The 20,906-nt window shown below is 69.9% G+C and carries 19 protein-coding genes; 11 read left to right on the top strand and 8 right to left on the bottom strand.

From position 1 onward, the window contains the following. Nucleotides 1-3: 3 nt before the first annotated feature. Both AW271_RS08980 and AW271_RS08975 read right to left on the bottom strand, forming a co-directional pair. A complete protein-coding gene (locus AW271_RS08980; RefSeq protein ID WP_062334788.1) occupies nucleotides 4-1,506 on the bottom strand; it encodes a hypothetical protein in 1,503 nt (500 codons plus the stop codon). 126 nt (nucleotides 1,507-1,632) lie between these two features. Then, nucleotides 1,633-1,875, bottom strand: a complete 243-nt coding sequence (locus AW271_RS08975) for a hypothetical protein (RefSeq protein ID WP_062334785.1) — start codon at nucleotides 1,873-1,875, stop codon at nucleotides 1,633-1,635. A gap of 170 nt (nucleotides 1,876-2,045) precedes the next feature. Here AW271_RS08975 and AW271_RS08970 point away from each other — a divergent pair, with 170 nt between their 5' ends. The 4 genes from AW271_RS08970 (at nucleotide 2,046) to AW271_RS08955 (ending at nucleotide 7,878) form a co-directional block, all read left to right on the top strand. Continuing rightward, a complete protein-coding gene (locus AW271_RS08970; RefSeq protein ID WP_062334783.1) occupies nucleotides 2,046-2,612 on the top strand; it encodes an HhH-GPD-type base excision DNA repair protein in 567 nt (188 codons plus the stop codon). Nucleotides 2,613-2,789: 177 nt separating this feature from the next. Beyond that, nucleotides 2,790-4,886, top strand: coding sequence for a SpoIIE family protein phosphatase (locus AW271_RS08965; protein ID WP_062334779.1), 2,097 nt, complete (start codon nucleotides 2,790-2,792; stop codon nucleotides 4,884-4,886). 218 nt (nucleotides 4,887-5,104) lie between these two features. Further along, nucleotides 5,105-6,775 (top strand): RNA polymerase sigma factor, encoded by a 1,671-nt coding sequence (locus tag AW271_RS08960; protein ID WP_062335299.1) that lies wholly within the window; start codon nucleotides 5,105-5,107, stop codon nucleotides 6,773-6,775. 92 nt (nucleotides 6,776-6,867) lie between these two features. Then, the gene (locus AW271_RS08955; protein WP_245652998.1) at nucleotides 6,868-7,878 is read left to right on the top strand and encodes a hypothetical protein; all 1,011 of its coding nucleotides are present in this window, start codon (nucleotides 6,868-6,870) and stop codon (nucleotides 7,876-7,878) included. On the opposite strand, the gene AW271_RS08950 is transcribed toward AW271_RS08955, so the two are convergent. Both AW271_RS08950 and AW271_RS42275 read right to left on the bottom strand, forming a co-directional pair. Continuing rightward, complete coding sequence (locus tag AW271_RS08950; RefSeq protein WP_062334775.1) at nucleotides 7,868-8,599, bottom strand: YaaA family protein; 732 nt, start codon at nucleotides 8,597-8,599, stop codon at nucleotides 7,868-7,870. The genes AW271_RS08955 and AW271_RS08950 overlap by 11 nt on opposite strands. A 199-nt stretch (nucleotides 8,600-8,798) precedes the next feature. Beyond that, entirely contained in the window at nucleotides 8,799-9,029 is a 231-nt protein-coding gene (locus AW271_RS42275) for a DUF7455 domain-containing protein (protein ID WP_083973837.1), read from the bottom strand. Between the two features lie 248 nt (nucleotides 9,030-9,277). On the opposite strand from AW271_RS42275, the gene AW271_RS08945 reads away from it, so the two are divergent. After that, nucleotides 9,278-11,344 carry a DNA gyrase/topoisomerase IV subunit B gene (locus AW271_RS08945; protein ID WP_245652997.1) on the top strand — a complete coding sequence of 689 codons (2,067 nt, stop codon included), beginning with the start codon at nucleotides 9,278-9,280 and terminating at the stop codon, nucleotides 11,342-11,344. A gap of 290 nt (nucleotides 11,345-11,634) precedes the next feature. On the opposite strand, the gene AW271_RS08940 is transcribed toward AW271_RS08945, so the two are convergent. Continuing rightward, nucleotides 11,635-12,384 carry a GNAT family N-acetyltransferase gene (locus AW271_RS08940; RefSeq protein ID WP_062334771.1) on the bottom strand — a complete coding sequence of 250 codons (750 nt, stop codon included), beginning with the start codon at nucleotides 12,382-12,384 and terminating at the stop codon, nucleotides 11,635-11,637. Next, nucleotides 12,384-12,902: a beta-class carbonic anhydrase gene (locus AW271_RS08935; RefSeq protein WP_062334769.1), complete on the bottom strand. Its 519-nt coding sequence runs from the start codon at nucleotides 12,900-12,902 to the stop codon at nucleotides 12,384-12,386. Before AW271_RS08935 ends, AW271_RS08940 begins: the two co-directional genes overlap by 1 nt. Before the next feature lie 137 nt (nucleotides 12,903-13,039). Here AW271_RS08935 and AW271_RS08930 point away from each other — a divergent pair, with 137 nt between their 5' ends. From AW271_RS08930 to AW271_RS08915, 4 genes are all read left to right on the top strand, one after another. Then, nucleotides 13,040-13,327 (top strand): hypothetical protein, encoded by a 288-nt coding sequence (locus AW271_RS08930; RefSeq protein WP_062334767.1) that lies wholly within the window; start codon nucleotides 13,040-13,042, stop codon nucleotides 13,325-13,327. Nucleotides 13,328-13,434: 107 nt separating this feature from the next. Continuing rightward, complete coding sequence (locus tag AW271_RS08925; RefSeq protein WP_062334765.1) at nucleotides 13,435-13,797, top strand: VOC family protein; 363 nt, start codon at nucleotides 13,435-13,437, stop codon at nucleotides 13,795-13,797. Nucleotides 13,798-13,835: 38 nt separating this feature from the next. Continuing rightward, on the top strand, nucleotides 13,836-14,132 hold the full coding sequence (locus AW271_RS08920) for an ArsR/SmtB family transcription factor (RefSeq protein ID WP_245652996.1): 297 nt from the start codon (nucleotides 13,836-13,838) through the stop codon (nucleotides 14,130-14,132). 3 nt (nucleotides 14,133-14,135) lie between these two features. Continuing rightward, nucleotides 14,136-14,627 (top strand): SRPBCC family protein, encoded by a 492-nt coding sequence (locus AW271_RS08915; protein WP_062334761.1) that lies wholly within the window; start codon nucleotides 14,136-14,138, stop codon nucleotides 14,625-14,627. 1 nt (nucleotide 14,628) lies between these two features. On the opposite strand, the gene AW271_RS08910 is transcribed toward AW271_RS08915, so the two are convergent. Both AW271_RS08910 and AW271_RS08905 read right to left on the bottom strand, forming a co-directional pair. Then, nucleotides 14,629-17,070, bottom strand: coding sequence for a DNA gyrase/topoisomerase IV subunit A (locus AW271_RS08910; RefSeq protein WP_062335298.1), 2,442 nt, complete (start codon nucleotides 17,068-17,070; stop codon nucleotides 14,629-14,631). Between the two features lie 37 nt (nucleotides 17,071-17,107). Continuing rightward, a complete protein-coding gene (locus AW271_RS08905) occupies nucleotides 17,108-17,596 on the bottom strand; it encodes a GNAT family N-acetyltransferase (protein WP_083976318.1) in 489 nt (162 codons plus the stop codon). A 44-nt stretch (nucleotides 17,597-17,640) separates the two neighbouring features. On the opposite strand from AW271_RS08905, the gene AW271_RS08900 reads away from it, so the two are divergent. After that, complete coding sequence (locus AW271_RS08900; RefSeq protein ID WP_062335297.1) at nucleotides 17,641-19,698, top strand: RecQ family ATP-dependent DNA helicase; 2,058 nt, start codon at nucleotides 17,641-17,643, stop codon at nucleotides 19,696-19,698. Between the two features lie 13 nt (nucleotides 19,699-19,711). Then, the gene (locus AW271_RS08895) at nucleotides 19,712-20,902 is read left to right on the top strand and encodes an endo-1,4-beta-xylanase (RefSeq protein WP_062334758.1); all 1,191 of its coding nucleotides are present in this window, start codon (nucleotides 19,712-19,714) and stop codon (nucleotides 20,900-20,902) included. Nucleotides 20,903-20,906: the final 4 nt, after the last annotated feature.

Here is a 20,906-nt window from a genome sequence, read left to right as displayed (position 1 = left end):
AGCCTAGAGGGGCGGCTCGTCGGGGATGTCGGCGATGTCGTCGAGGGCGGCGGCGAGTTCGTCGGGGTGATCGCCGATGCGCTCGGCGATCTCGATCAGCACGTGTAAGACGTCGTGGCGGTCGTGGCCGAGGTCGATCAGCCGCTGGGCCGCCTCCCACATCTGGGGCGGGTCGCCGTCCCACAGGCGCTTGGCGATCTCCTCGTGCCAGGCCAGGTGCTCGGCGAAGTCGGGCCGCGAGAGCTCCCCGGCGTGGTCCATCTCCAGCAGGATCCGCCGGTCGGCCTCGTCGGCCGGGTTGAGGCGGTCGAGCTCGACGTCGCCGTACATGCCCTGGAGGACCGGGAACACGAACGCCCGCCGCGCGAGCGCCGACAGGTCGCCGTCGGGCAGCAGCCGCTCGACCAGCTCGCGGTCGAGCCCGAACGACGTCGGGTCGCGGTAGGCGGTGCCGAACCGGGCGGTCGCCTCCCACACCGCGTCGAGGGTCGCCCTGATCGCCTGGTCGGGCAGGCCGATGCGGGAGCCCGCGAAGCGCACCCAGGCGGCCAGCACGTGGGGCATGGCGTCCTGCTGCGCCGGGGTCAGCATGATCTTCCGGGGCAGCCAGTCGAGCAGGAACGTCTCGCACTTGGCCGGGCTGACCCGATGGGGACGGCCGAAATCCTGGTCGCAGCCGTAGTCGATGATGTGGTCGGCGCAGCGCGAGGCCGCCGACGGGTCGCTCAGGTTCTCGGCCGCGTCACTGGCCAGGAACTCGGCCCCGAGCATGGCCCGCCGCTCTCTGGTGTACGGGGCCTCGGAGTGGGCCGGGGCCGGCCGCTTGCGTCCGGGGGGCAGCGCCTTGATCCGCGACCGGGCGAAGGCGTGGTAGGCGGAGTAGCTGTCGCTGACGACCTTGGGCGCCTTGCGGTCGTAGGCCTCCTCCCTGGCCGCCTTCATGGCGAACTCCAGCAGCGCCCGCGCCTGCTGCGGCTCGATCTCCTCGAACCGCAACATCGGGTTGCCCGCGGCCTCGAGACCGGCCTGCTCCAGCAGCTTGTCGACCTGCGTGGAGACCCAGGCGTCGCGGGCCATGCCGCGCATGTTGTAGTCGACGACCAGCACCAGCGCGTGGGTGTCGTCGCCGTTGTAGGCGAAGGTGCTGACCACCGTGTCCTGGTCGCCGTAGATGTCGCGGGAGACGTAGCAGCCCTGCGGCTTGACCGCGCCGACGCGGTCGGCCCAGCCGGGGCGGGCGACGTCGGACTCCATGAGAGCCAGCGCGGCCCCCTCGGCCTTGGCGGCCTGCCGGGCGGTGCCGAGGTAGGCCACCGAGATCAGCAGCGTGAGCGCGGCGGGGGTGCCCGCCTTGGCGGCGTAGTCGACGAGGCCCTCTCCGAGGATCTGCTCCACGTCGCCGCCGCGGAGCCGCTTCCCCCACCAGGCGCCCAGCATGTCGGACACCATGAGCTCGGCGTCCAGCGGACTCCTGACGGCGAGCAGCTCGCGGGCCGCGAGGAGCATCTCCGCGAAGACGTCGTCCGGCGGATTTTCCCGGGGATCTCGTCTCCGTCTTCGACTCACTGTTCTACCTTCTCGCATTACGACGCCAAAAGGCACCGTAACGCGGCCCGGTGACTACCCCGTTATTTATCTCCTGCTCGGAGGAGCGGAGTTGACCAGGGCGAGAAGGTGCTCCCGGGCGATGCGCTCGATGCTCACGGGAGTGACGTCGACGCCGAGGTGCTCGGTGCACGCGCAGACGTCGTCGACGCACCGTTCGACGGTGACCAGAGGGACGGTGAGGAATTCCTCGGCGAGCCGGGCGGCGACGGCCTCACGTGTTCCAGCGCGTGTAGTGGCGGCTGTGGAGCTCGTGGCGAGAGTAGGCATAGAGGCAGGCATCCTCGCTGAATGTGGGAATTCCGGTGCTCGGTGGGGCACCGGTTGTCGGGCGAAAGTGCCGTCTCTCATTCCATAACTTTCCGCGCTGGTGTCAACCCTCCGCGTGGTTTTGTTACATGAGCCAAACACACCAGGGTGACGCGTGCGAAGCTGGAAACATGTACATCCGGCTAACACAGCGTCCCGAGGCCGACGAACTCCTCGGGCGCAGTGGTCTGGCCCTGCTCGTCGGAATGCTGCTCGATCAGCAGATCCCCATGGAGTGGGCCTTCCAGGGGCCCTACACGATCACCGAGCGGATGGGGCACGACCTCGACGCCCACGAGATCGCCGCGATGGACCCGGAGGCCTTCGCCGCGATACTTTCGGCGAAACCGGCCGTGCACCGTTATCCCGGCTCGATGGCCGGGCGGATCAGGCAACTGGCGGCCCATCTGGTGGACCACTACGATGGCGACGCCGAGCGGGTCTGGGCCGACGCGGGCAGCGGAGCCGAGTTGCTGCGCCGCCTGACGGGCCTTCCCGGGTTCGGCAGACAGAAGGCGCAGATCTTCCTGGCGCTGCTGGGCAAACAGCTCGGCGTGCAGCCGCCGGGCTGGCGCGAGGCCGCGGGGGCTTACGGCGAGGAGGGGGCGTTCCGGTCGGTCGCCGACGTGGTCGACGCCGGCAGCCTCGCCAAAGTGCGGGCGACCAAGCAGGAAGCGAAGAAGGCCGCCAAAAAGTAAGTGAGATCTTGCTGCGCGAGGTGGCGCTTTTTTGACAGGATGCGTTGACCGCATGCCGGGCGGGGCTTCCGTCCGCGCGTGCCCATCGCCGATGATGTAGGGCAGAACTGCGCTACTCAATACAGTTATGGAGATGTGCCTCGTGGGAGACCCTGGCACGCGACGGAGGTGCCGACCATGAGCGCCGAAACCTCCGTGCCCCGTCCCCGGGAGTCGGGTTTGGACATCTCAGACTCTGCCCTGTTCAAGGGCCTCATGTCGGAGGCTCCCTACGCCTTCGCCTTCTTCGACACCACTGGCCGTTTTGTCCGTGTCAACTCGACCTTTACCGAGCTGACCGGGATCGCTGTCGACCGGCATATCGACCGCCTCCCCGCCGACATCCTGTCGGCCGACCTGGCCACTGTGATCGACTCCGCGCTGCGCAGGATCAACGACGACCGTCTTCCCGTCACCGACCAGCGCCTGCGCACCCGCGCCGAGAACGGCGACGCCCGCCACTGGACCATCTCGTTCTTCCCGCTCCACGACGACGAGGGCGCCGCCATCGGCACCTCCCTGTTCGGCGTCGACGTCACCGAGCGCCAGACCACCGAAGAAGACCTGCGCCGCAGCGAGGAGCGTTACCGCTCGCTCGTCGAGTCGCAGCAGCAGCTCGTCTGGATCACCTCCCCAAGCGGCGCCGTCGTCGAAGACGCCCCGCAGTGGCGCGCCATCACCGGCCAGGGGCTGGAGGAGTACCTCGCCCACGGCTGGCTCGACGCCGTCCACCCCGACGACCGCCCCGCCGCCGAGGAGGCCTGGCGCGAGGCCCTGCGCGGCCGGACCATGTTCGAGTGGAGCTACCGCGTCCGCACCCGCGCCAGCGGCTACCGCGACTTCGAGGTCCGGGCCGTCCCGATCATCCGCCACGGCCGCGTGGTCGAGTGGGTCGGCGCCAACTCCGACGTCACGGCCCAGCGTGAGGCCGAGGAGATGCGCGGCCGCCTGACCGACCAGCTCGGCGCCGCCGCCCTGCGCACCGCCCGGCTCCAGGGCGCGACCGCCATACTGGCCGAGGCGCTCACGGTCGAGCAGGTCGTCCAGGTCATCATCGACGTCGGCCGCACCGCCCTGGCCGCCGACCACTCCGCCGTCGCGCTGCTCGACCCCGACCGCGGCACCCTCAAGGTGATCAACTCCGGCGCGATCCCCGACGCAGGCGGCGCCCCCGGGGAGGACATCTCCCTGTCGCGCTCCAGCGTCATGACCATGGCCGTGAACAGCCGCCGGCCGGTCTTCGCCGAGTCGCCCGACAGCCTGCGCGCCCAGCTCACCGACGCCGGTGGCGAGACCGACCAGATCAACGGCTTCCTCGCCCACACCCAGGAGCGGGCCTGGGTGGGCCTGCCGCTGCTGGCCGCCGGACGCGCTCTGGGAGCGCTCCGTTTCTCCTTCACCCGCCCCCAGAAGATCTCCCAGGAAGACGGGGTGTTCCTGGAGGCCCTGGCCGGTCAGTGCGCGCTGGCCGTCGAGCGGGCCACCCTGTTCGAGCGCGAGCACCGCACCGCCGAGACGCTCCAGCGCAGCCTGCTCCCCGAGCGGCTGCCGGTCGTGCGCGGCCTCGTGCTGGCCCAGCGGTTCCGCTCGGGCTCGCGCCACGTCCAGGTCGGCGGCGACTGGTACGACGCCTTCGTGCTCCAGGACGGTCGCGTGGCCGCCGTGGTCGGCGACGTCATGGGCAAGGGCGTGAAGGCCGCCGCCGGAATGGGCCGCATCCGCAACGCGATGCGCGCCCTGGCGCTGACCAACCCGCCGCCCGCGGCGGTGCTCACCGGCCTCGACCGCGTTTTTGAGGCGACCGAGGAAGAGGAGCAGGTCACGACGCTGGCCTACATGGTCGTCGAACCCACCACGGGCGAGGGCACCCTGGCGCTGGCCGGCCACCCGCCGCCCCTGCTGGTCTCCCCGCAGGGCACCGCGATCCTCCAGGAGAGCGACCAGCCCGGCACCCCTCTGGGCTGGGCCACCAGCCGCAAGCAGTTCCGGTTCGCCGTGCCGCCCGGCCACACGGCGGTGCTCTACTCCGACGGTCTCGTCGAAAACCGCAAGCGGGGCTTGGACGCGGGCCTGCGGGAGCTCTCCGCGGTCGTCGCCGAGGCCCCTGAGGAGATCTTGACAAGTCCCCATATGTTGCTTGATTTCCTGGTGGACCGGATGTTGTCCGGGTATGAACAGGATGATGACGTCACGGTGCTTGCGGTTCATGTCCCCGCTGCCACGAAGAGTGACTGAATGAATCAGTCATAACGGTTGCTTTCGGGTATCGGTGACCGGCTTCCGTACGCACCAGTGTCTCGGTCGGCCTAGGGTGGAGGGCAACCGGCCGGAGGTGGCCGTACGGGGTGTCGCGGCGTGCCAGAATGGTTTGTCGCCCTCCGCGCGGCCTCGCCATCGGAAAAGAAGCAACCACCTGGGTCCATTCTCGCCATGCGTTCGTTCGAGAGGTGTTCGTGTCGCCTGCAAGTTCGACTCGCTCGAAGCCGTCGGAGCTGAACGAGCCAGTGATTCAGCAGCTCCTCGAGCGTGGGCGCTCGCAGGGTTTCCTCGAAGCCGAGGATGTCCGCCGGGCCGTCGAGGAAGCGGACATTCCGGTACCGCAAGTCGCCGGAATCCTGCGTAGCCTCAGCAAAGAGGGCATCATCGTCAGGCTCACCGCCGAAGACTCCGCGGGGCCGAAGAAGGCGAAGCCCCCCGCGAAGAGCCGTGCCAAGGCCGCGCCCGTCAAGAAGACGTCCACCAAGGCCGCCGCCGCCAAGGAGTCGCAGCCCGAGACCGTCACCGCCGTGGTGACCGATCCGGCGCCCGCTCCGGCCGCGAAGAAGCCGGCCGCCAAGAAGGCCGCCCCGGCTGCGAAGCCCACCGCGTCCGCGAAGAAGACCGCCCCCGCCGCGAAGCCCAAGGCCGACGCACCGGCCACGGGTCCCGCCACCACCCCAGCGGGCAAGGCCGAGCCGAAGCCCAAGTCGGCCGACCTGTCCGAAGACGACGACGACATCGAAGACGTCGACATCGAAGACTTCGACATCGAGGACATCGAAGACGTCGAGGTCGACGTCGAGTCCGACGAGTCCGAGGGCGAGGGCGACTCCGAAGAGGAGACGACCGAGGAGCCCAAGGGCGCCGAGGTCGTGGCCAAGGTCGAAGAAGAGGTCCTGATCCTCACCGACGACGACGATGACGCCCCCGTGGCGCAGGTCGCCGCCGCCGGCGCCACCGCCGACCCGGTGAAGGACTATCTGAAGCAGATCGGCAAGGTCCCCCTGCTCAACGCCGAGCAGGAGGTCGAGCTCGCCAAGCGCATCGAGGCGGGTCTGTTCGCCGAGGAGCAGCTGGGCACCGACGGTGACCAGCTCCCCGTCGACGTCCGCGCCGAGCTCGAGTGGATCGCCGAAGACGGCCGCCGGGCCAAGAACCACCTGCTGGAGGCCAACCTCCGTCTGGTGGTCTCGCTGGCCAAGCGCTACACCGGCCGCGGCATGTTGTTCCTGGACCTGATCCAGGAGGGCAACCTCGGTCTGATCCGCGCCGTCGAGAAGTTCGACTACACCAAGGGCTACAAGTTCTCGACCTACGCCACGTGGTGGATCCGGCAGGCGATCACCCGGGCCATGGCCGACCAGGCGCGGACCATCCGCATCCCGGTCCACATGGTCGAAGTGATCAACAAGCTGGCCCGCGTGCAGCGCCAGATGCTCCAGGACCTGGGCCGCGAGCCCACCCCTGAGGAGCTGGCGCGCGAGCTCGACATGACCCCCGAGAAGGTCATCGAGGTCCAGAAGTACGGCCGCGAGCCGATCTCGCTGCACACCCCCCTCGGCGAGGAGGGCGACAGCGAGTTCGGTGACCTGATCGAAGACTCCGAGGCCATCGTCCCGGCCGACGCCGTCAGCTTCACGCTGCTCCAGGAGCAGCTCCACAGCGTTCTGGACACCCTGTCCGAGCGCGAGGCGGGCGTCGTCTCGATGCGGTTCGGCCTGACCGACGGTCAGCCGAAGACGCTCGACGAGATCGGCAAGGTCTACGGCGTGACGCGCGAGCGCATCCGCCAGATCGAGTCGAAGACGATGTCGAAGTTGCGTCACCCGTCCCGTTCGCAGGTGCTGCGCGACTACCTCGATTAACGGATATCCGTAAATACGGCCCGGTGTGCGATATTGCGCGCCGGGCCGTATTTACGTTCTGTTTTTACGTGGGCGTAACACGATAGTTGCGCGTGACCTCCTCGTCACTTCTATGCTGCCGCCCCATGGGAGTAATCGAAGTGGATCGAGCACGTGCTCGGGGGCCACGAGTGATCCCGGACCGCCCATGGGCGGACATCATGCTGGACGAGGCCGTTCTGGCTGTTCAGCGCCGTAACGTCGAGGCGGCCATCCCCCTGCTGGCCGCCACCAGGGGCGATCCCGAAGTGCGTGCCCTGCGGGTCGAGGCCCTCTCCCGCGCTGCGGTCGGAATGAGCCGCGGCATCGAAAGCCTCATCGCCCGGGACCAGGCGAATCCCGATTTGTGGTTGTGGCTCGGCAGAACCAGAATCGAGGAAGCGTTCGAAATAAAACCCGAAGTGAAAGCGCGGGCCGTGCAGGCCCGCCGGCTGGAGGCCTACCACTCCGCCATGGAGTCGGCCCGCCAGCCGCTCGTGACCGCCGCCGGGCTGATGCCCGCCGATCCGGTCCCGTGGGAGTCGATGCTCTGGCTCGCCGTCGGCCTCGAACGGCCCCGGACCGACAAGGATTCGGTCTGGTACGAATGCGCCCGCCGCTGGCCCACGCTCTATCCGGCCAACGTGGCCCGGCTGATCACGCTGTCGCCCGGCTGGGGCGGCACCGCGACCGAGATGATGGAATTCGCCCGTACGGTGGTCGCCAACGCGCCCGAAGGCAGCCCACTGCCGGCCCTGATCCCGCTGGCCCACTTCGAGAACGTCGCCGCCGAACGCACTCCCATGTCACGTGGCGGCTGGTTCAGCTTCGATGCCCAACGGGAGATCGTCGCCGCGGCGGGCCGGTGGTCGCAGCGCCGGATCGGCCCGGCCCACCCCCGATCGATAGAGGCCCACAACGCATTCGGGGCCGCCTTCTTCCTGTCCGACCTGCGACGTCCGGCGCGGGGACATCTCACCCGGACGGGCGGCCGGTTCAGCAGGTTGCCGTGGTCACACCTCGGCGGGGAACCGGAGAACCAGTTTCAGCGGGCCTGCGGCAAACTGAACGTCATCACGAACTGAGCACCACGTCGAGCCTGCCCGGGTGGAGCTCGACGGCATGACCGAGCCTGGTCAGCAGGTGGGCGAGCTCGCCGGCGTCCTTCGCCGGGGCGGGGCTCTCCACCAGCGACCGGGCGATCAGACCCCGGGTCAGCTTGGCCATGTGGCTGACGACGGTGCCGTCCTGCCGGAGGACCCGCACCGCGACCGTCTCCCTCCTGGGCTTCCAGGCCGCCGCGTAGGTGGACGACCGGAGATCGACCACCAGCCCCGCGCCCTCGTCGAGGACCGGGGCGAGGCTGGGCTTCCAGAACGCGGCCAAGCCGCCCACGGGCGGCAGGCGGACCCCCATCGAGAGCCGGTAGGGCGGGACCCGGTCGCCGAGCCTGAGCACGCCCCAGAGCCCCGAGAAGACGACCAGGCGTTTCGTGGCGCGGGCCCTCGCCTTGGAGTCGAGCGTGGCGAGGCTGAGGGCGTCGTAGAGGACGCCGGTGTAGAGGTCGGCGACCTTGACCGTCCTGGCTGATCTCAGGCCCCGGTTGCGGGCGATCTCGCCGGCCAGGCCCGGCGGCAGGCCGAGGACCTGGTGGGCCTGCTCGGGGGAGTGGCAGAGCTCGACGAGGGCGTCGAGGACCTTCTCACGGGCGGAGGTCAGCTCGGGGAAGCTCAGCGCGTCGAGATCGACGGGACGCCCCCGGCCAGAGGCCGCCTTGCCCTCCGAGGGCGGCAGGAGGATCAGCACCCGCCCAGCCTAGGGCCGAAACCCCAGGCCAGTGGCACGTCGTTGCGGCGGGGGAGCGGCGCGGCCGGGTGGCGCCGGATGCGGGTGTTCCCGGTGCGGCGGGCGGTGCCGGGGTGGGCGGGGCCGTAACGGAAGAAAAGACGGCGGCGTGACCAGGGAGAGCCTGGTCACGCCGTCGTCGTCGATTTCGGCCGCCGGATCACCGCTCGTCGGGAGCGGCGGAGGCGGGTGTCGTACTGAGTCGGGCCGACTCGTCCTGGATCTCAGCGCCCTTGTCGCGCAATGCGGCCACGTGCTGTCGGCCGTGGTGTGCGCAGAACAGGAGTTCGGCGCCTACCGGAAGAGTCGCGCGAATGTAGGCCTGAGCGCCGCATCGGTCGCAGCGGTCTAGGGCGGTCAGCGGCTTGGTGGGGGCGAGAGCTCCAGTCACGTATCGCCTTTCGGGTCACCCCGTTGACCGGGGATGTTGGCGTCACAGTCACTTGGGACAACATCTAACCGGATGAGGGCGTTCCCAATCACCTCCTGACTACGCCGAGAGCGGAATGTTCCGAAAGGTGACGTGGATCACACCGCAGGTAACGAGAACCCCTCGGCAGCTGGCAAGCTGGTAGGCGTAAAACCACGCCTAGCGCTAAGCTGCGTACGCGTGTTCGACTGTTGAGCGTGGGAGCTGGAGTGACGGTAGCGGAGACGGGTTACACGGCTCGTCATCTGTCGGTTCTGGAAGGTCTCGAAGCCGTCCGCAAGCGCCCGGGCATGTACATCGGGTCGACCGACAGCCGCGGGCTCATGCACTGCCTGTGGGAGATCGTCGACAACTGCGTCGACGAGGCGCTGGCCGGATACTGCTCCCTCATCGAGGTCGAGCTCCATCCAGACGGGTCGATCGAGGTGCGTGACGACGGCCGGGGCATCCCGGTCGACGTCGAGCCCAAGAGCGGGCTGCCGGGTGTCGAGCTGGTCTACACGAAGCTCCACGCCGGCGGGAAGTTCGGCGGCGGGTCCTACGGCGCCTCCGGCGGCCTCCACGGTGTGGGCGCCTCGGTGGTGAACGCCCTGTCGTCCCGGCTCGACGTCGAGGTCGACCGCGACGGCCGCGTCCACGAGATCAGCTTTCGGCGCGGCGTGCCCGGGATCTTCGACGGCGAGGGCCCGGCGGCCAAGTTCAAGAAGAAGTCGGGCCTGCGCGACGGCGGGCCGCTCGGGTCGCGGGTCACCGGCACGCGGGTGCGGTTCTGGGCCGACCGGCAGATCTTCCTGCCCGAGGCCGAGGTCTCGCTCGACGAGATCCACGTCCGGCTGCGGCAGACCGCGTTCCTGGTGCCCGGGCTGACGCTGTCGGTGCGCGACAGCCGGACCGAGGAGCCCTCCGAGGAGACCTTCCGGTTCGACGGCGGCATCAGCGAGTTCACCGAGTTCCTGGCCCGCGACGAGGCCGTCTGCGACGTGCTGCGCATGCAGGGGCAGGGCCACTTCCACGAGACCGTGCCGGTGCTCGACGAGCAGGGCCACATGACGCCGACCAAGGTCGAGCGCGAGATGGTCGTCGACGTCGCGGTGCGCTGGGGCAAGGGCTACGACTCGACCGTGCGGTCGTTCGTGAACGTGATCGCCACGCCCAAGGGCGGCACCCACGTGCTCGGCTTCGAGCGCGCGCTGGTCCGGACCATGAACGAGTTACTGCGTGAGTCGCGGCTGCTGCGGGCCAACGACGACGGCGTGACCAAGGAGGACATCCTCGAAGGTCTGACCGGCGTGGTGACCGTCCGGGTGGCCGAGCCGCAGTTCGAGGGGCAGACCAAGGAGGTGCTCGGCACCTCCGCGGCGACCCGCATCGTCTCGACCGTCGTCTCGCGGGAGCTCCGCGAGACCTTCACCAACCCGCCGCGCGGGGCCAAGCAGCAGCTCAGGGCTGTTCTGGAGAAGATCGTCGCGGCGGCCAAGGCACGCATCGCGGCCCGGGAGCACCGCGACAACCAGCGGCGCAAGACCGCGCTCGAGAGCTCGGCGCTGCCGGCGAAGCTGGTCGACTGCCGCAGCGACGGCGTCGACCGCAGCGAGTTGTTCATCGTCGAAGGAGACTCGGCGCTGGGCACCGCCAAGCTGGCCCGCGACTCGGAGTTCCAGGCGCTGCTGCCGATCCGGGGCAAGATCCTCAACGTGCAGAAGGCGTCGGTCAGCGACATGCTGAAGAACGCCGAGTGCGCCGCGATCATCCAGGTGGTGGGGGCCGGTTCGGGCCGCTCGTTCGACATCGAGCAGGCCCGGTACGGCAAGATCATCCTGATGGCCGACGCCGACGTCGACGGGGCCCACATCCGCTGCCTGCTGCTGACCCTGTTCCACCGCTACATGCGGCCGATGGTCGAGGCCGGGCGGGTGTTCGCCGCCGTGCCGCCGCTGCACCGGGTGGAGCTGACCAATCCGGGGCGGGGGCAGGAGAAGTACATCTACTGCTACTCCGACGCCGAGCTGCACAAGGTCCTCGCCGGGCTCCGCAAGCGGAACAAGAAGTGGAAGGAACCGCCCCAGCGCTACAAGGGTCTCGGCGAGATGGACGCCGACCAGCTGGCGGAGACCACCATGGACCCGCGCCACCGCGTGCTGCGGCGCATCCGCATCGAAGACGTCGAAGAGGGCGAGCGCATCTTCGACCTCCTGATGGGCAGCGACGTGGCGCCCCGTCGTGAGTTCATCGTCAGCTCGGCCTCCGACATCGACCGCGACCACATCGACGCCTGACGACGGCTCAGGCGGTTGGCTCAGCTCTGACGCCCGAGTTCGTGCGGGATGCCGCTCATGGTGACCTGGTGGGGCCAGGTGTTGGCTTTCCCCAACGCCTGGCGGCGTTCAGCTCCCGTGTCGGGAGGCCGTTTGTGACGCCCGCGCCTGCCTCGATGGGGCGGCCAGGGTTCGCTTGGCCCCGACGCCGGATGAGGTGGCCAGGTTGTGACCCCTGGCCTGCCCCGGTGGGGCGGCCAGGTTTCCACGTTCGACGTGCCCGCCCGGTGTCGTGATCGGTTGCCGGGTGGTCACACCATTCGGCGGAAGTGGTGGGTTCGGCCCACCGTCGTGAAGCCCAGGCGGCCGTAGAAGTCCTTGGGCCAGTCGGACTCGTCGGCTTCCAGGAACAGGGTCAGACCCGTCGCCCGGTTGATCGCCTCGGTCACCACGGCGCGGGCGTGGCCGCGGCGTTGGTGGTCGGGGTCGGTCGAGAGGTCTTCGAACTGGGCCAGGCCCGACGGCCGGTGCACGTAGAGGTCGCCGTGGCAGACGATGGTCCCCCCGTCCCGGACCGCCAGGAACGTGGTCTCGTAGCCGTCCTGGAGGAGGGTGGCCCGGCGTTCGGTGAGCTGGTCGAGCTCCTCGTCGGTCAGCTGGGGCAGTTCGGCGGCCCAACTGGCCCGTACGGGCCCGTGGAGGTCGGCCAGGGTCACCACCGACACGCCTGGCGCGGAGGGCGGTGGCGCGCCCTGGTGGCGCATCAGCAGGTTCGTCTCCCCGTCGTAGCCGGCCTCGGTCAGCGCACCGGCCAGGGCCAGGGCCGTGGGCTCGTGGTGGATCTCCACCAGGCGGTGGGCCGCCCCGTCGAGGGCGTGGTCGGCCAGGGCCGTGATCTCCGCCGCGTCGGCGGGGCCGGTGATCACGACCTTGTTGTGGTTGTGCGAGGCGGCGTACCGGAGATTGCGGACGGCGAAGCCGAAGAGGTGCTCCTGGACGTCGTCGGCCTGGGAGCGGATGTGATCCTCTTTGAACCGGAGGATCCGGTCGAGGTCGGTCATTACGCGGCGGCGTCCCGTCGGAGTTCCTCGACCGGGGTGAGCTTGCCGGTCCGGACGTCGTAGATCGCGCCGCCGACCGACACCACGCCGTCGAGGAACGGGCTGGTGCGGATGCGGATCAGGTCGTGCCGCAGGGCGGCGTTCTGGTCGGGGACGGTGTGGAAGTCGAGGCTCCGGGTGTCGACGCCCTTGGCCATGGCCAGGTCGTGGATGTCGTCGTCGGTGACCTTCGTCATGCCGCAGTCGGTGTGCGGCATGACGAGGACCCGGTTGACGCCGAGGACGAACACGGCGACGACGAGGGTGCGCAGCACGTCGTCGGTCACGCGGGCGCCCGCGTTCCGGAGGATCTTGGCGTCGCCGGGCTTGAGGCCCAGCAGGCCGAGAGGGTCGATGCGGGAGTCCATGCACGTGACGACGGCCAGCCCGCGGGCCGCCGTGCCGGTCAGGCCGGAACCCGTGAACGTGGCGGAGTAGGTCTCGTTGGCCGACAGCAAGTCATCGAAGGCACCGTTCATGTACGGAATGTTCCCGCAGACCACATTCGTGACCTTTCTCGGGGTCTACCAATGCGATGAAGCACCCCCGAACTCGTGTCACCCTAGGTAATTATCCGTGACGTAAAGTCGCCGACCGTCTGAGGAGACCCGAGAGCATGAGCACCACCGCGCCCCTGTCCGACCATCTCCGCGCCCGCGCCCGCCGCCGTCTCGACCGCGTGGAGCCGTCTGACGAGGGCCGCAACGCCCGCCTGGCCCTCGCGCTCATCGACGCGGCCTGTTATGTCGACACGCTGCCGGAGGACGACCCGTTGATCGTGGCCCTCTGTGAGGCCGGGATGTTGAAGCCCGACGGGTTCGAGCCGGGCGACCGGGAGTCGCAGCTGCTGGCCGACTGGCCGGGCGGCGACCCGGCGCAGCTGCTGGCGTCCCTGGCGCGATAGGCGGGCGCATGAGCCTCGGGGATCGGGGTAATTGTCTGGCTATATCCGGCAACACCGGTATAGGTTCTTAGCCGGTTACAATTGTCACGGGAAAGCAGGAGACGTCCATGGCCATCGCCACCCTCCACTCGTTCGTGTACGACTGCCCCGACCCCAAGGCCCTCGCCGGCTTCTACGCCGAGCTCCTCGGCTGGGAGATCGTGAAGGAGGACGTCGACTGGGTCACCATCGGTGACGGCGGCTCGGTGAACATGGCGTTCCAGCTCGCCCCCGACTACGTGCCGCCGGTCTGGCCGCAGGTCGACCACCCGCAGCAGGCCCACCTCGACGTCGTCGTCGACGACCTGGTCGAGGCCGGGAAGAAGGTCACCGCCCTCGGGGCCGTCAAACACCACCACCAGCCGGGCGACGAGGAGGGCTTCGTCGTCTACCTCGACCCGGCGGGCCACCTGTTCTGCCTCTGCGATTGACGGCTTATATTCCTGGAGGGGAATATAAGAGGGTGGACGTGTTCGCCGTACTCGCCGAGCCGGCCCGGCGCCGCATCCTCGACCGGCTGCGCCGGTCGGAGAGCAGCGTCGGCGAGCTCGTGCGGGAGTTGTCGATGGGCCAGCCCGCCGTCTCCAAGCACCTCAAGGTGCTCAGGGAGGCCGGGCTGGTCACCTCGCGCACGGCCGCGCAGCAGCGCATCTACCGCGTCGAGCCGCGTCCGCTGGCGGCCCTGGACGAATGGCTGGCGCCCTACCGCCGCCTCTGGGACGACCGCCTCGACGCCCTCGAAGCCCACCTCGACCGCCAGGAGTAGGCCATGGAACTCGCAGACGTCACCGCGCACCCGGCAGACGACGGCCGCTGGACCCTCGTCTTCACCCGCGACCTGCGCCACCCGCCGGAGAAGGTCTGGGCCGCGCTGACCGAACCGGGTCAGCTGCGCGAGTGGGCCCCCTTCGAGCCCGACCGCGACCTCGGCGCCCCCGGTGACGCCACCCTGGTCATGGACGGCGCCGGCACCGAGGAGACGATCCTCAACGCCGACCGTCCCCACCTGCTCGAATACACGTGGGGCGGCGACCTCCTGCGCTGGGAGCTGGAGCCGACGGAGTCGGGCACCCGCCTGCGGCTCTCGCACACGATGCCGGGCCCCGACTGGGCGGCCCGCAACGCGGCCGGCTGGCACGTCTGCCTCGACACCGCCGACCTGCTCCTGTCGGGCGCTCCGAAGGGCCGCGTCGTCGGCGAGGAGGCCCTGAACCACGGCTGGCAGGACCTCCGCGACGCCTACGAGACGAAGCTGGCCTGACTCACAGCGCTCCGCCGATGGCCGCGACCGTGTGGGTGAGCCGGACCCCCGAGCCGTCGCGCCGGCCGATCTCGTCGGGCAGCGGCACCGGCTTGCCGACCGACGACACCGCCTTCGCCGGGCCCGGGCCCGCCCAGGCCAGCAGCAGCACGTCTTCGCCCTTGAGGAAACGCTGGGCGCGCACGCCGCCCGTCGCGCGGCCCTTCGGCGGGAACTCGGCGTAGTCGGAGACCTTGCCGCCGCCGATCTGGGTGCCCGGCAGGGCGGTCGAGGAACCGGCGATCGTCACCACGCGCGACTCGCGCGCCGGGTCGATCGCGCCGAACCAGATGACCTTGGCGCCGGGCTCGACCCGGATCCCGGCCATGCCGCCCGCCGGGCGGCCCTGGGGGCGGACGTTGGTCGCGGTGTAACGCAGCAGCTGGGCGTCGGAGGTGATGAAGACCAGGTCGTGGTCTTCGGAGGTGAGCTCGACGGCGCCGACCACGACGTCGCCGTCCTTCAGGCCGATGACCTCGAACTCGTCGCGGTTGGCCGGGTAGTCGGGCACCACCCGCTTCACCACGCCCTGTTCGGTGCCGATGGCCAGGCCGGGGCCGTCGGGGTCGAGGGAGCCGATGCCGATCACGGTCTCGTCGGCGGCCAGCGAGACGTATTCGGCCACCGGGTGGCCGCCCGCCAGAGAAGGCGGGTTGGCCGAGGCCGGCAGGGTCGGCAGGTCGACCACGCTGACCCGGATCATGCGGCCGAGCGAGGTCACCACCCCGACCTCGCCCCGGACCGTCGAGCGCACGGCCGACACCAGCACGTCGTGGACGGTGCGCTCACCCTCGGCGGGCAGCGGCGAGGCGTCGGCGGTGCGGGCCAGCAGGCCGGTGGAGGAGAGCAGGACCAGGCACGGATCGTCGGCGACCTCCAGGGGCACCGGCGCGAGCGCGGCCACCCCGCCTTCGAGCAGCAGCGTGCGCCGGGGGGTGCCGTAGGTCTTGGCGACCTGGGCGAGCTCGTCGGAGACGACCTTCCGGAGCTTCAGGTCGGAGGAGAGGATCTCGGTGAGCTCCGCGATCTCGCGGGTCAGCGTTGCCTTCTCCTTGTCGAGCTCCAGGTTGTCGTAGCGGGTCAGCCGGCGCAGCGGGGTGTCGAGGATGTAGTTGGCCTGGATCTCGCTCAGCTCGAAGCGCTCCATCAGGCCGGTGCGGGCCGCCGCCGAGTCGTCGGCGTTGCGGATGACCTGGATGACCTCGTCGATGTTCAGCAGGGCGATGATGAGGCCCTCGACCAGGTGGAGCCGCTCCTCGCGCTTGCGGCGGCGGTGGAGCGACCTGCGGCGCACGACGTCGATGCGGTGCTCGACGTACACGGAGAGCAGTTCGCGCAGGCCCAGGGTGCGCGGCTGGCCGTCGACGAGGGCCACGTTGTTGATGCCGAAGGTCTCCTCCATCGGCGTCAGCCGGTAGAGCTCCTCGAGCACCGCCTCGGGGTTGAAGCCGTTCTTGATCTCGATGACCAGCTGGAGGCCCTTGTGCCGGTCGGTGAGGTCTTTGAGGTCGGCGATGCCGGTCAGCTTCTTGGACGTCACCAGTTCCTTGATCTTGGTGACGACGCGCTCGGGGCCGACGTTGTAGGGGAGCGCGGTGACGACCAGGCCCTTGCGGCGCGGGGTGACGTTCTCGATCGTCGCGGTGGCCCGCATCTTGAAGGTGCCGCGGCCGGTCCGGTAGGCGTCGTGGATGCCCGACAGGCCGTTGATGTAGCCGCCCGTGGGCAGGTCGGGGCCCGGGATGAAGTTCATCAGGTCGTCGAGCGTCGCGTCGGGGTGCTTCAGCAGGTGCCGCGCGGCCGCCACGACCTCGACCAGGTTGTGGGGGGCCATGTTGGTCGCCATGCCGACCGCGATGCCCGTCGAGCCGTTGACCAGCAGGTTGGGGAACGCCGAGCCCAGGACCGAGGGCTCGGTCTCCTGGCCGTCGTAGTTGGGCTTGAAGTCGACCGTGTCCTCGTCGATCGACTGCACCATCAGCATCGCCGCGTCGGACAGGCGGGCCTCGGTGTACCGCATGGCGGCCGGCAGGTCGTCGGGCGAGCCGAAGTTGCCGTGGCCGTCGACCAGCGGCAGCCGCATCGAGAACGGCTGGGCCTGGCGCACCAGCGCGTCGTAGATCGCGCCGTCGCCGTGGGGGTGGAGCTTGCCCATGACCTCGCCGACGACGCGGGACGACTTCACGTGGCCCCGGTCGGGGCGCAGCCCCATTTCGTTCATCGAGTAGAGGATGCGCCGCTGCACGGGCTTGAGCCCGTCGCGGGCGTCGGGGAGCGCGCGCTGGTAGATGACGCTGTAGGCGTATTCCAGGAAGCTGGTGCGCATCTCCGCGGACACGTCGATGTCGACGATCCGCTCCTCGAAGTCCTCGTCGGGCGGGGGGCTGGTGGTTCGTCGGGCCATGTCGAACATTTTGCCGGTCCCCACCGACGCCCGCGACTCAGACCTTCGAGACTTCCGTCTTGTACAGGCGGAATCCCCTGGCCTCGTAGTTTCCGCGGGCCGCCGGGGAGTCGAGGGAGCAGGTGTGCACCCAGACCCGGTCGGTGGCGAGCTTCCAGGCCCTCTCGACGCCGTAGTGCAGCAGGTGCCCGCCGATGCCCTTGCCGATGGCGAAGGGGAGCAGCCCGAAGTAGGCGACCTCCACCGACGCGCCCTGCGGTTCGAGGGCGATGTAGCCGGCGGGCGTGCCGCGCAGGTAGGCCACCCAGGTCTCCACGCCCAGGCCGAGCCAGGAGAGCCACTGCTCGTCGGTCCAGTCGCGGCGGTCGGTCCACTGCCAGCCGCCGCCCACCGCCGAGTAGAGGAAGCGGTGGAAGTCGGGCGAGGGGATCTCGGCCCGGACGATGTCGACATCGTCGCGCGGGGGCCGGGCGGGGCGCAGATCGGAGGGGGTGGTCTGTTCGAGGTACCAGGTGGTGACGTCCACAGGAGGAATTTACTGGTACTAAGGACACCGTGAGCGAAGAGGAGATGCTGCGCGAGGAGGCCGAGGAGCGCCTGAGGGCGCTCGCGGGCGACCACGCGACGCTGCGCGACGACCAGTGGACCGCGATCAAGTCACTGGTCCTCGACCGCCGGCGCACGCTGGTGGTGCAGCGCACCGGCTGGGGCAAGTCGGCGGTCTACTTCATCGCCACCGCGCTGCTGCGCGAGCTCGGCGAGGGGCCGACGGTGATCATCTCGCCGCTGCTGGCGCTGATGCGCAACCAGATCGCCGCCGCCGAGCGGGCCGGGATCCACGCCGTCAGCGTGAACTCGGTCAACCCGGGGGAGTGGGAGAAGATCTACGGCCAGGTCGCCGAGGGGCTCGTCGACGTGCTGCTGGTCAGCCCCGAGCGGCTCAACAACCCCGAGTTCCGCGACCAGGTGCTGCCCGAGCTGGCCGAGTCGGCCGGGCTCGTGGTGGTCGACGAGGCCCACTGCATCTCCGACTGGGGCCACGACTTCCGGCCCGACTACCGCCGTCTGCGCACCCTGCTGGAGGAGCTGCCGCCGGGCGTGCCGGTGCTGGCCACGACCGCGACCGCCAACGCGCGGGTCACGCGCGACGTCGCCGAGCAGCTCGGCGACGCGCTGGTGCTGCGGGGGCCGCTCGAACGCGACAGCCTGCGCCTGTCGGTGGTCAACCCCGGCGGGCCCGAGAAGCGGCTGGCCTGGCTGGCGACCGCGCTCAAGGAGCTGCCGGGCTCCGGCATCGTCTACACGCTGACCGTCGCCGCCGCCTCCGAGATCGCCGCCTACCTGCGCGACCAGGGGTTCCCGGTGGTCGCCTACTCGGGGCAGACCGAACCGTCGGAGCGGCTCGCCGCCGAAGACGACCTGCTGGCCAACCGGGTCAAGGCCCTCGTCGCCACCTCGGCGCTCGGCATGGGCTTCGACAAGCCCGACCTCGGGTTCGTCGTGCACGTCGGCGCGCCGCCGTCGCCGGTCGCCTACTACCAGCAGGTCGGCCGCGCCGGGCGCGGGGTGGCGCGGGCCGAGGTCATCCTCCTTCCCGGTACGGAAGACCGCGACATCTGGGCCTATTTCGGCTCCCTGGCCTTCCCGCCGGAAAACCAGGTCAGGGCCGCCCTGGCCGCCCTCGGCGACCAGACCCTCTCGACCGCCGCCCTGGAGAGCCGCGTCGACCTCAGCCGCACCCGCCTGGAGATGATGCTCAAGGTCCTCGACGTCGACGGCGCGGTCCGCCGGGTCAAGGGCGGCTGGGAGGCCACCGGCGAAGAGTGGGCCTACGACGCCGACCGCTACAAGCGCGTCGCCGCCGAGCGCACCGCCGAGCAGGAGGCCATGCTCGCCTACCTCACCACCGACGGCTGCCGCGAGATGTTCCTGCGCCGCCACCTCGACGACGACACCGCCACCCCCTGCGGCCGCTGCGACAACTGCACCGGCTCCTGGTGGGACTCCGGCGTCGCCGAGAGCGCGGTCAAGAGCGCCCACGACCGGCTGGTCCGGCCCGGCGTCGACCTCGACCCGCGCCGCCAGTGGCCGACCGGCCTCGACGACCTCAAGGGCCGCATCAAGCCGGAGCTGTCGGCCGGCACCGGCCGCGCGCTCGGCCGGCTGACCGACATCGGCTGGGGCACCCGCCTGCGAGAACTCCTGGCCGGCCCCGACCGCGACCTGCCCGACGACGTTTTCGGGGCCGTCGTCGAGGTGCTCAAGGGCTGGGGCTGGGAGCAGCGGCCGGTCGCCGTCGTCAGCGTGCCCTCGGTCTCCAAACCCCGGCTCGTACGCAGTCTCGCCGAGCGCCTCGCCCAGGTCGGCCGCCTGTCCTACCTGGGGGAACTGGGCTACCGGAACGGCACGCCGGGCCGGCAGTTCAACAGCAACCAGCGGGTCCAGGCGATCAGGGCCACCCTGGCCATGCCCCGCGAGCTGGGGGCCAAGATCGCCGAAGCGGGGGGCCCGGTCCTGCTGGTCGACGACCGCGCCGACACCGGCTGGACGCTGACGCTGGCCGCCGCACAGATCCGGCACGCGGGCGCACCGGTCGTGCTCCCCCTGGTGTTGGCGACCGCCACGTAGGTATAGGGGAGGGGTGTTTCCCTCCCACCGCGTCTCGCACGCCCTCGTCACCGTCACCGCCGACCAGAACCCCGTCGCCGGGCAGGACGTCGTCGTCCGGCAGGCCGATCACGAGTTCCTGTTCGGCTGCACCGGCTTCGATCGCGACATCCCGCTGGCCGACCACTGGTTCGAGCTGTTCAACTTCGCCACGCTGCCCTTCTACTGGGGCCAGTTCGAGGGCGAGATGGGCAGGCCGCAGACCGAGAAGCTGATGGAGATGGCCTGGTTCTTCAAAGACCGGGGCGTGCCCGTGAAGGGCCACCCGCTGGCCTGGCACACCCTGGCCCCCGACTGGCTGCTCGACCTGAACAACGGCGAGATCGCCGCCGCCCAGGTCGCCCGCATCACCCGTGAGGTCACCGACTTCTCCGGTGTGATCGACATGTGGGACGTGATCAACGAGGTCGTCATCATGCCGATCTTCGACAAGTACGCCAACGGCATCACCCACCTGTGCCGCGACATCGGCCGCATCCCGATGATCCGGATGGTCTTCGACGCCGCCCGCCACGCCAACCCGAGCGCGACGCTGCTGCTCAACGACTTCGACATGTCGGCCGCCTACGAGTGCCTCATCGAGGGCGTGCTCGAAGCGGGCGTGCGCATCGACGCGCTCGGCCTGCAGAGCCACATGCACCAGGGCTACTGGGGCGAGGAGCGCACCCTGGAGACCCTCGACCGCTTCTCCCGGTACGGCCTGCCGATCCACTTCACCGAGACGACCATCGTGTCGGGGCACCTGATGCCGCCCGAGATCGTCGACCTGAACGACTACCAGATCGACGAGTGGCCCTCGACGCCCGAGGGCGAGGAGCGCCAGGCCGACGAGATCGTCCGCCACTACCGCACCCTGGTCGGCCACCCGGCCGTCCGGGCGATCACCTACTGGGGCATCCAGGACGGCGAGTGGCTCGGCGCCCCCGGCGGCTTCATCAGAAAGGACGGCAGCCCCAAGCCCTCCTTCCACGCCCTGCGCGACCTCGTCAGGGGCGAGTGGTGGTTGCCCGAGACGACCCTGCGGACCGACGAGGAGGGCCGGATCTCGCTGGAGGGCTTCCGGGGGACGTACACGATCGAACACCAGGGCCGGACGGGCACGGTGACCCTCGGAAACGGTAGTACTCCGGGCGGATCCGCGATCGGGTGCGAACTCGTACCATGACGGC

Source organism: Herbidospora sakaeratensis, assembly GCF_001570525.1.
In the GTDB taxonomy this organism is placed as follows: Bacteria; Actinomycetota; Actinomycetes; order Streptosporangiales; family Streptosporangiaceae; genus Herbidospora; species Herbidospora sakaeratensis.
Note: the sequence above shows the minus strand (reverse complement) of the source record. Positions and strands in the feature narration are given on the sequence as shown.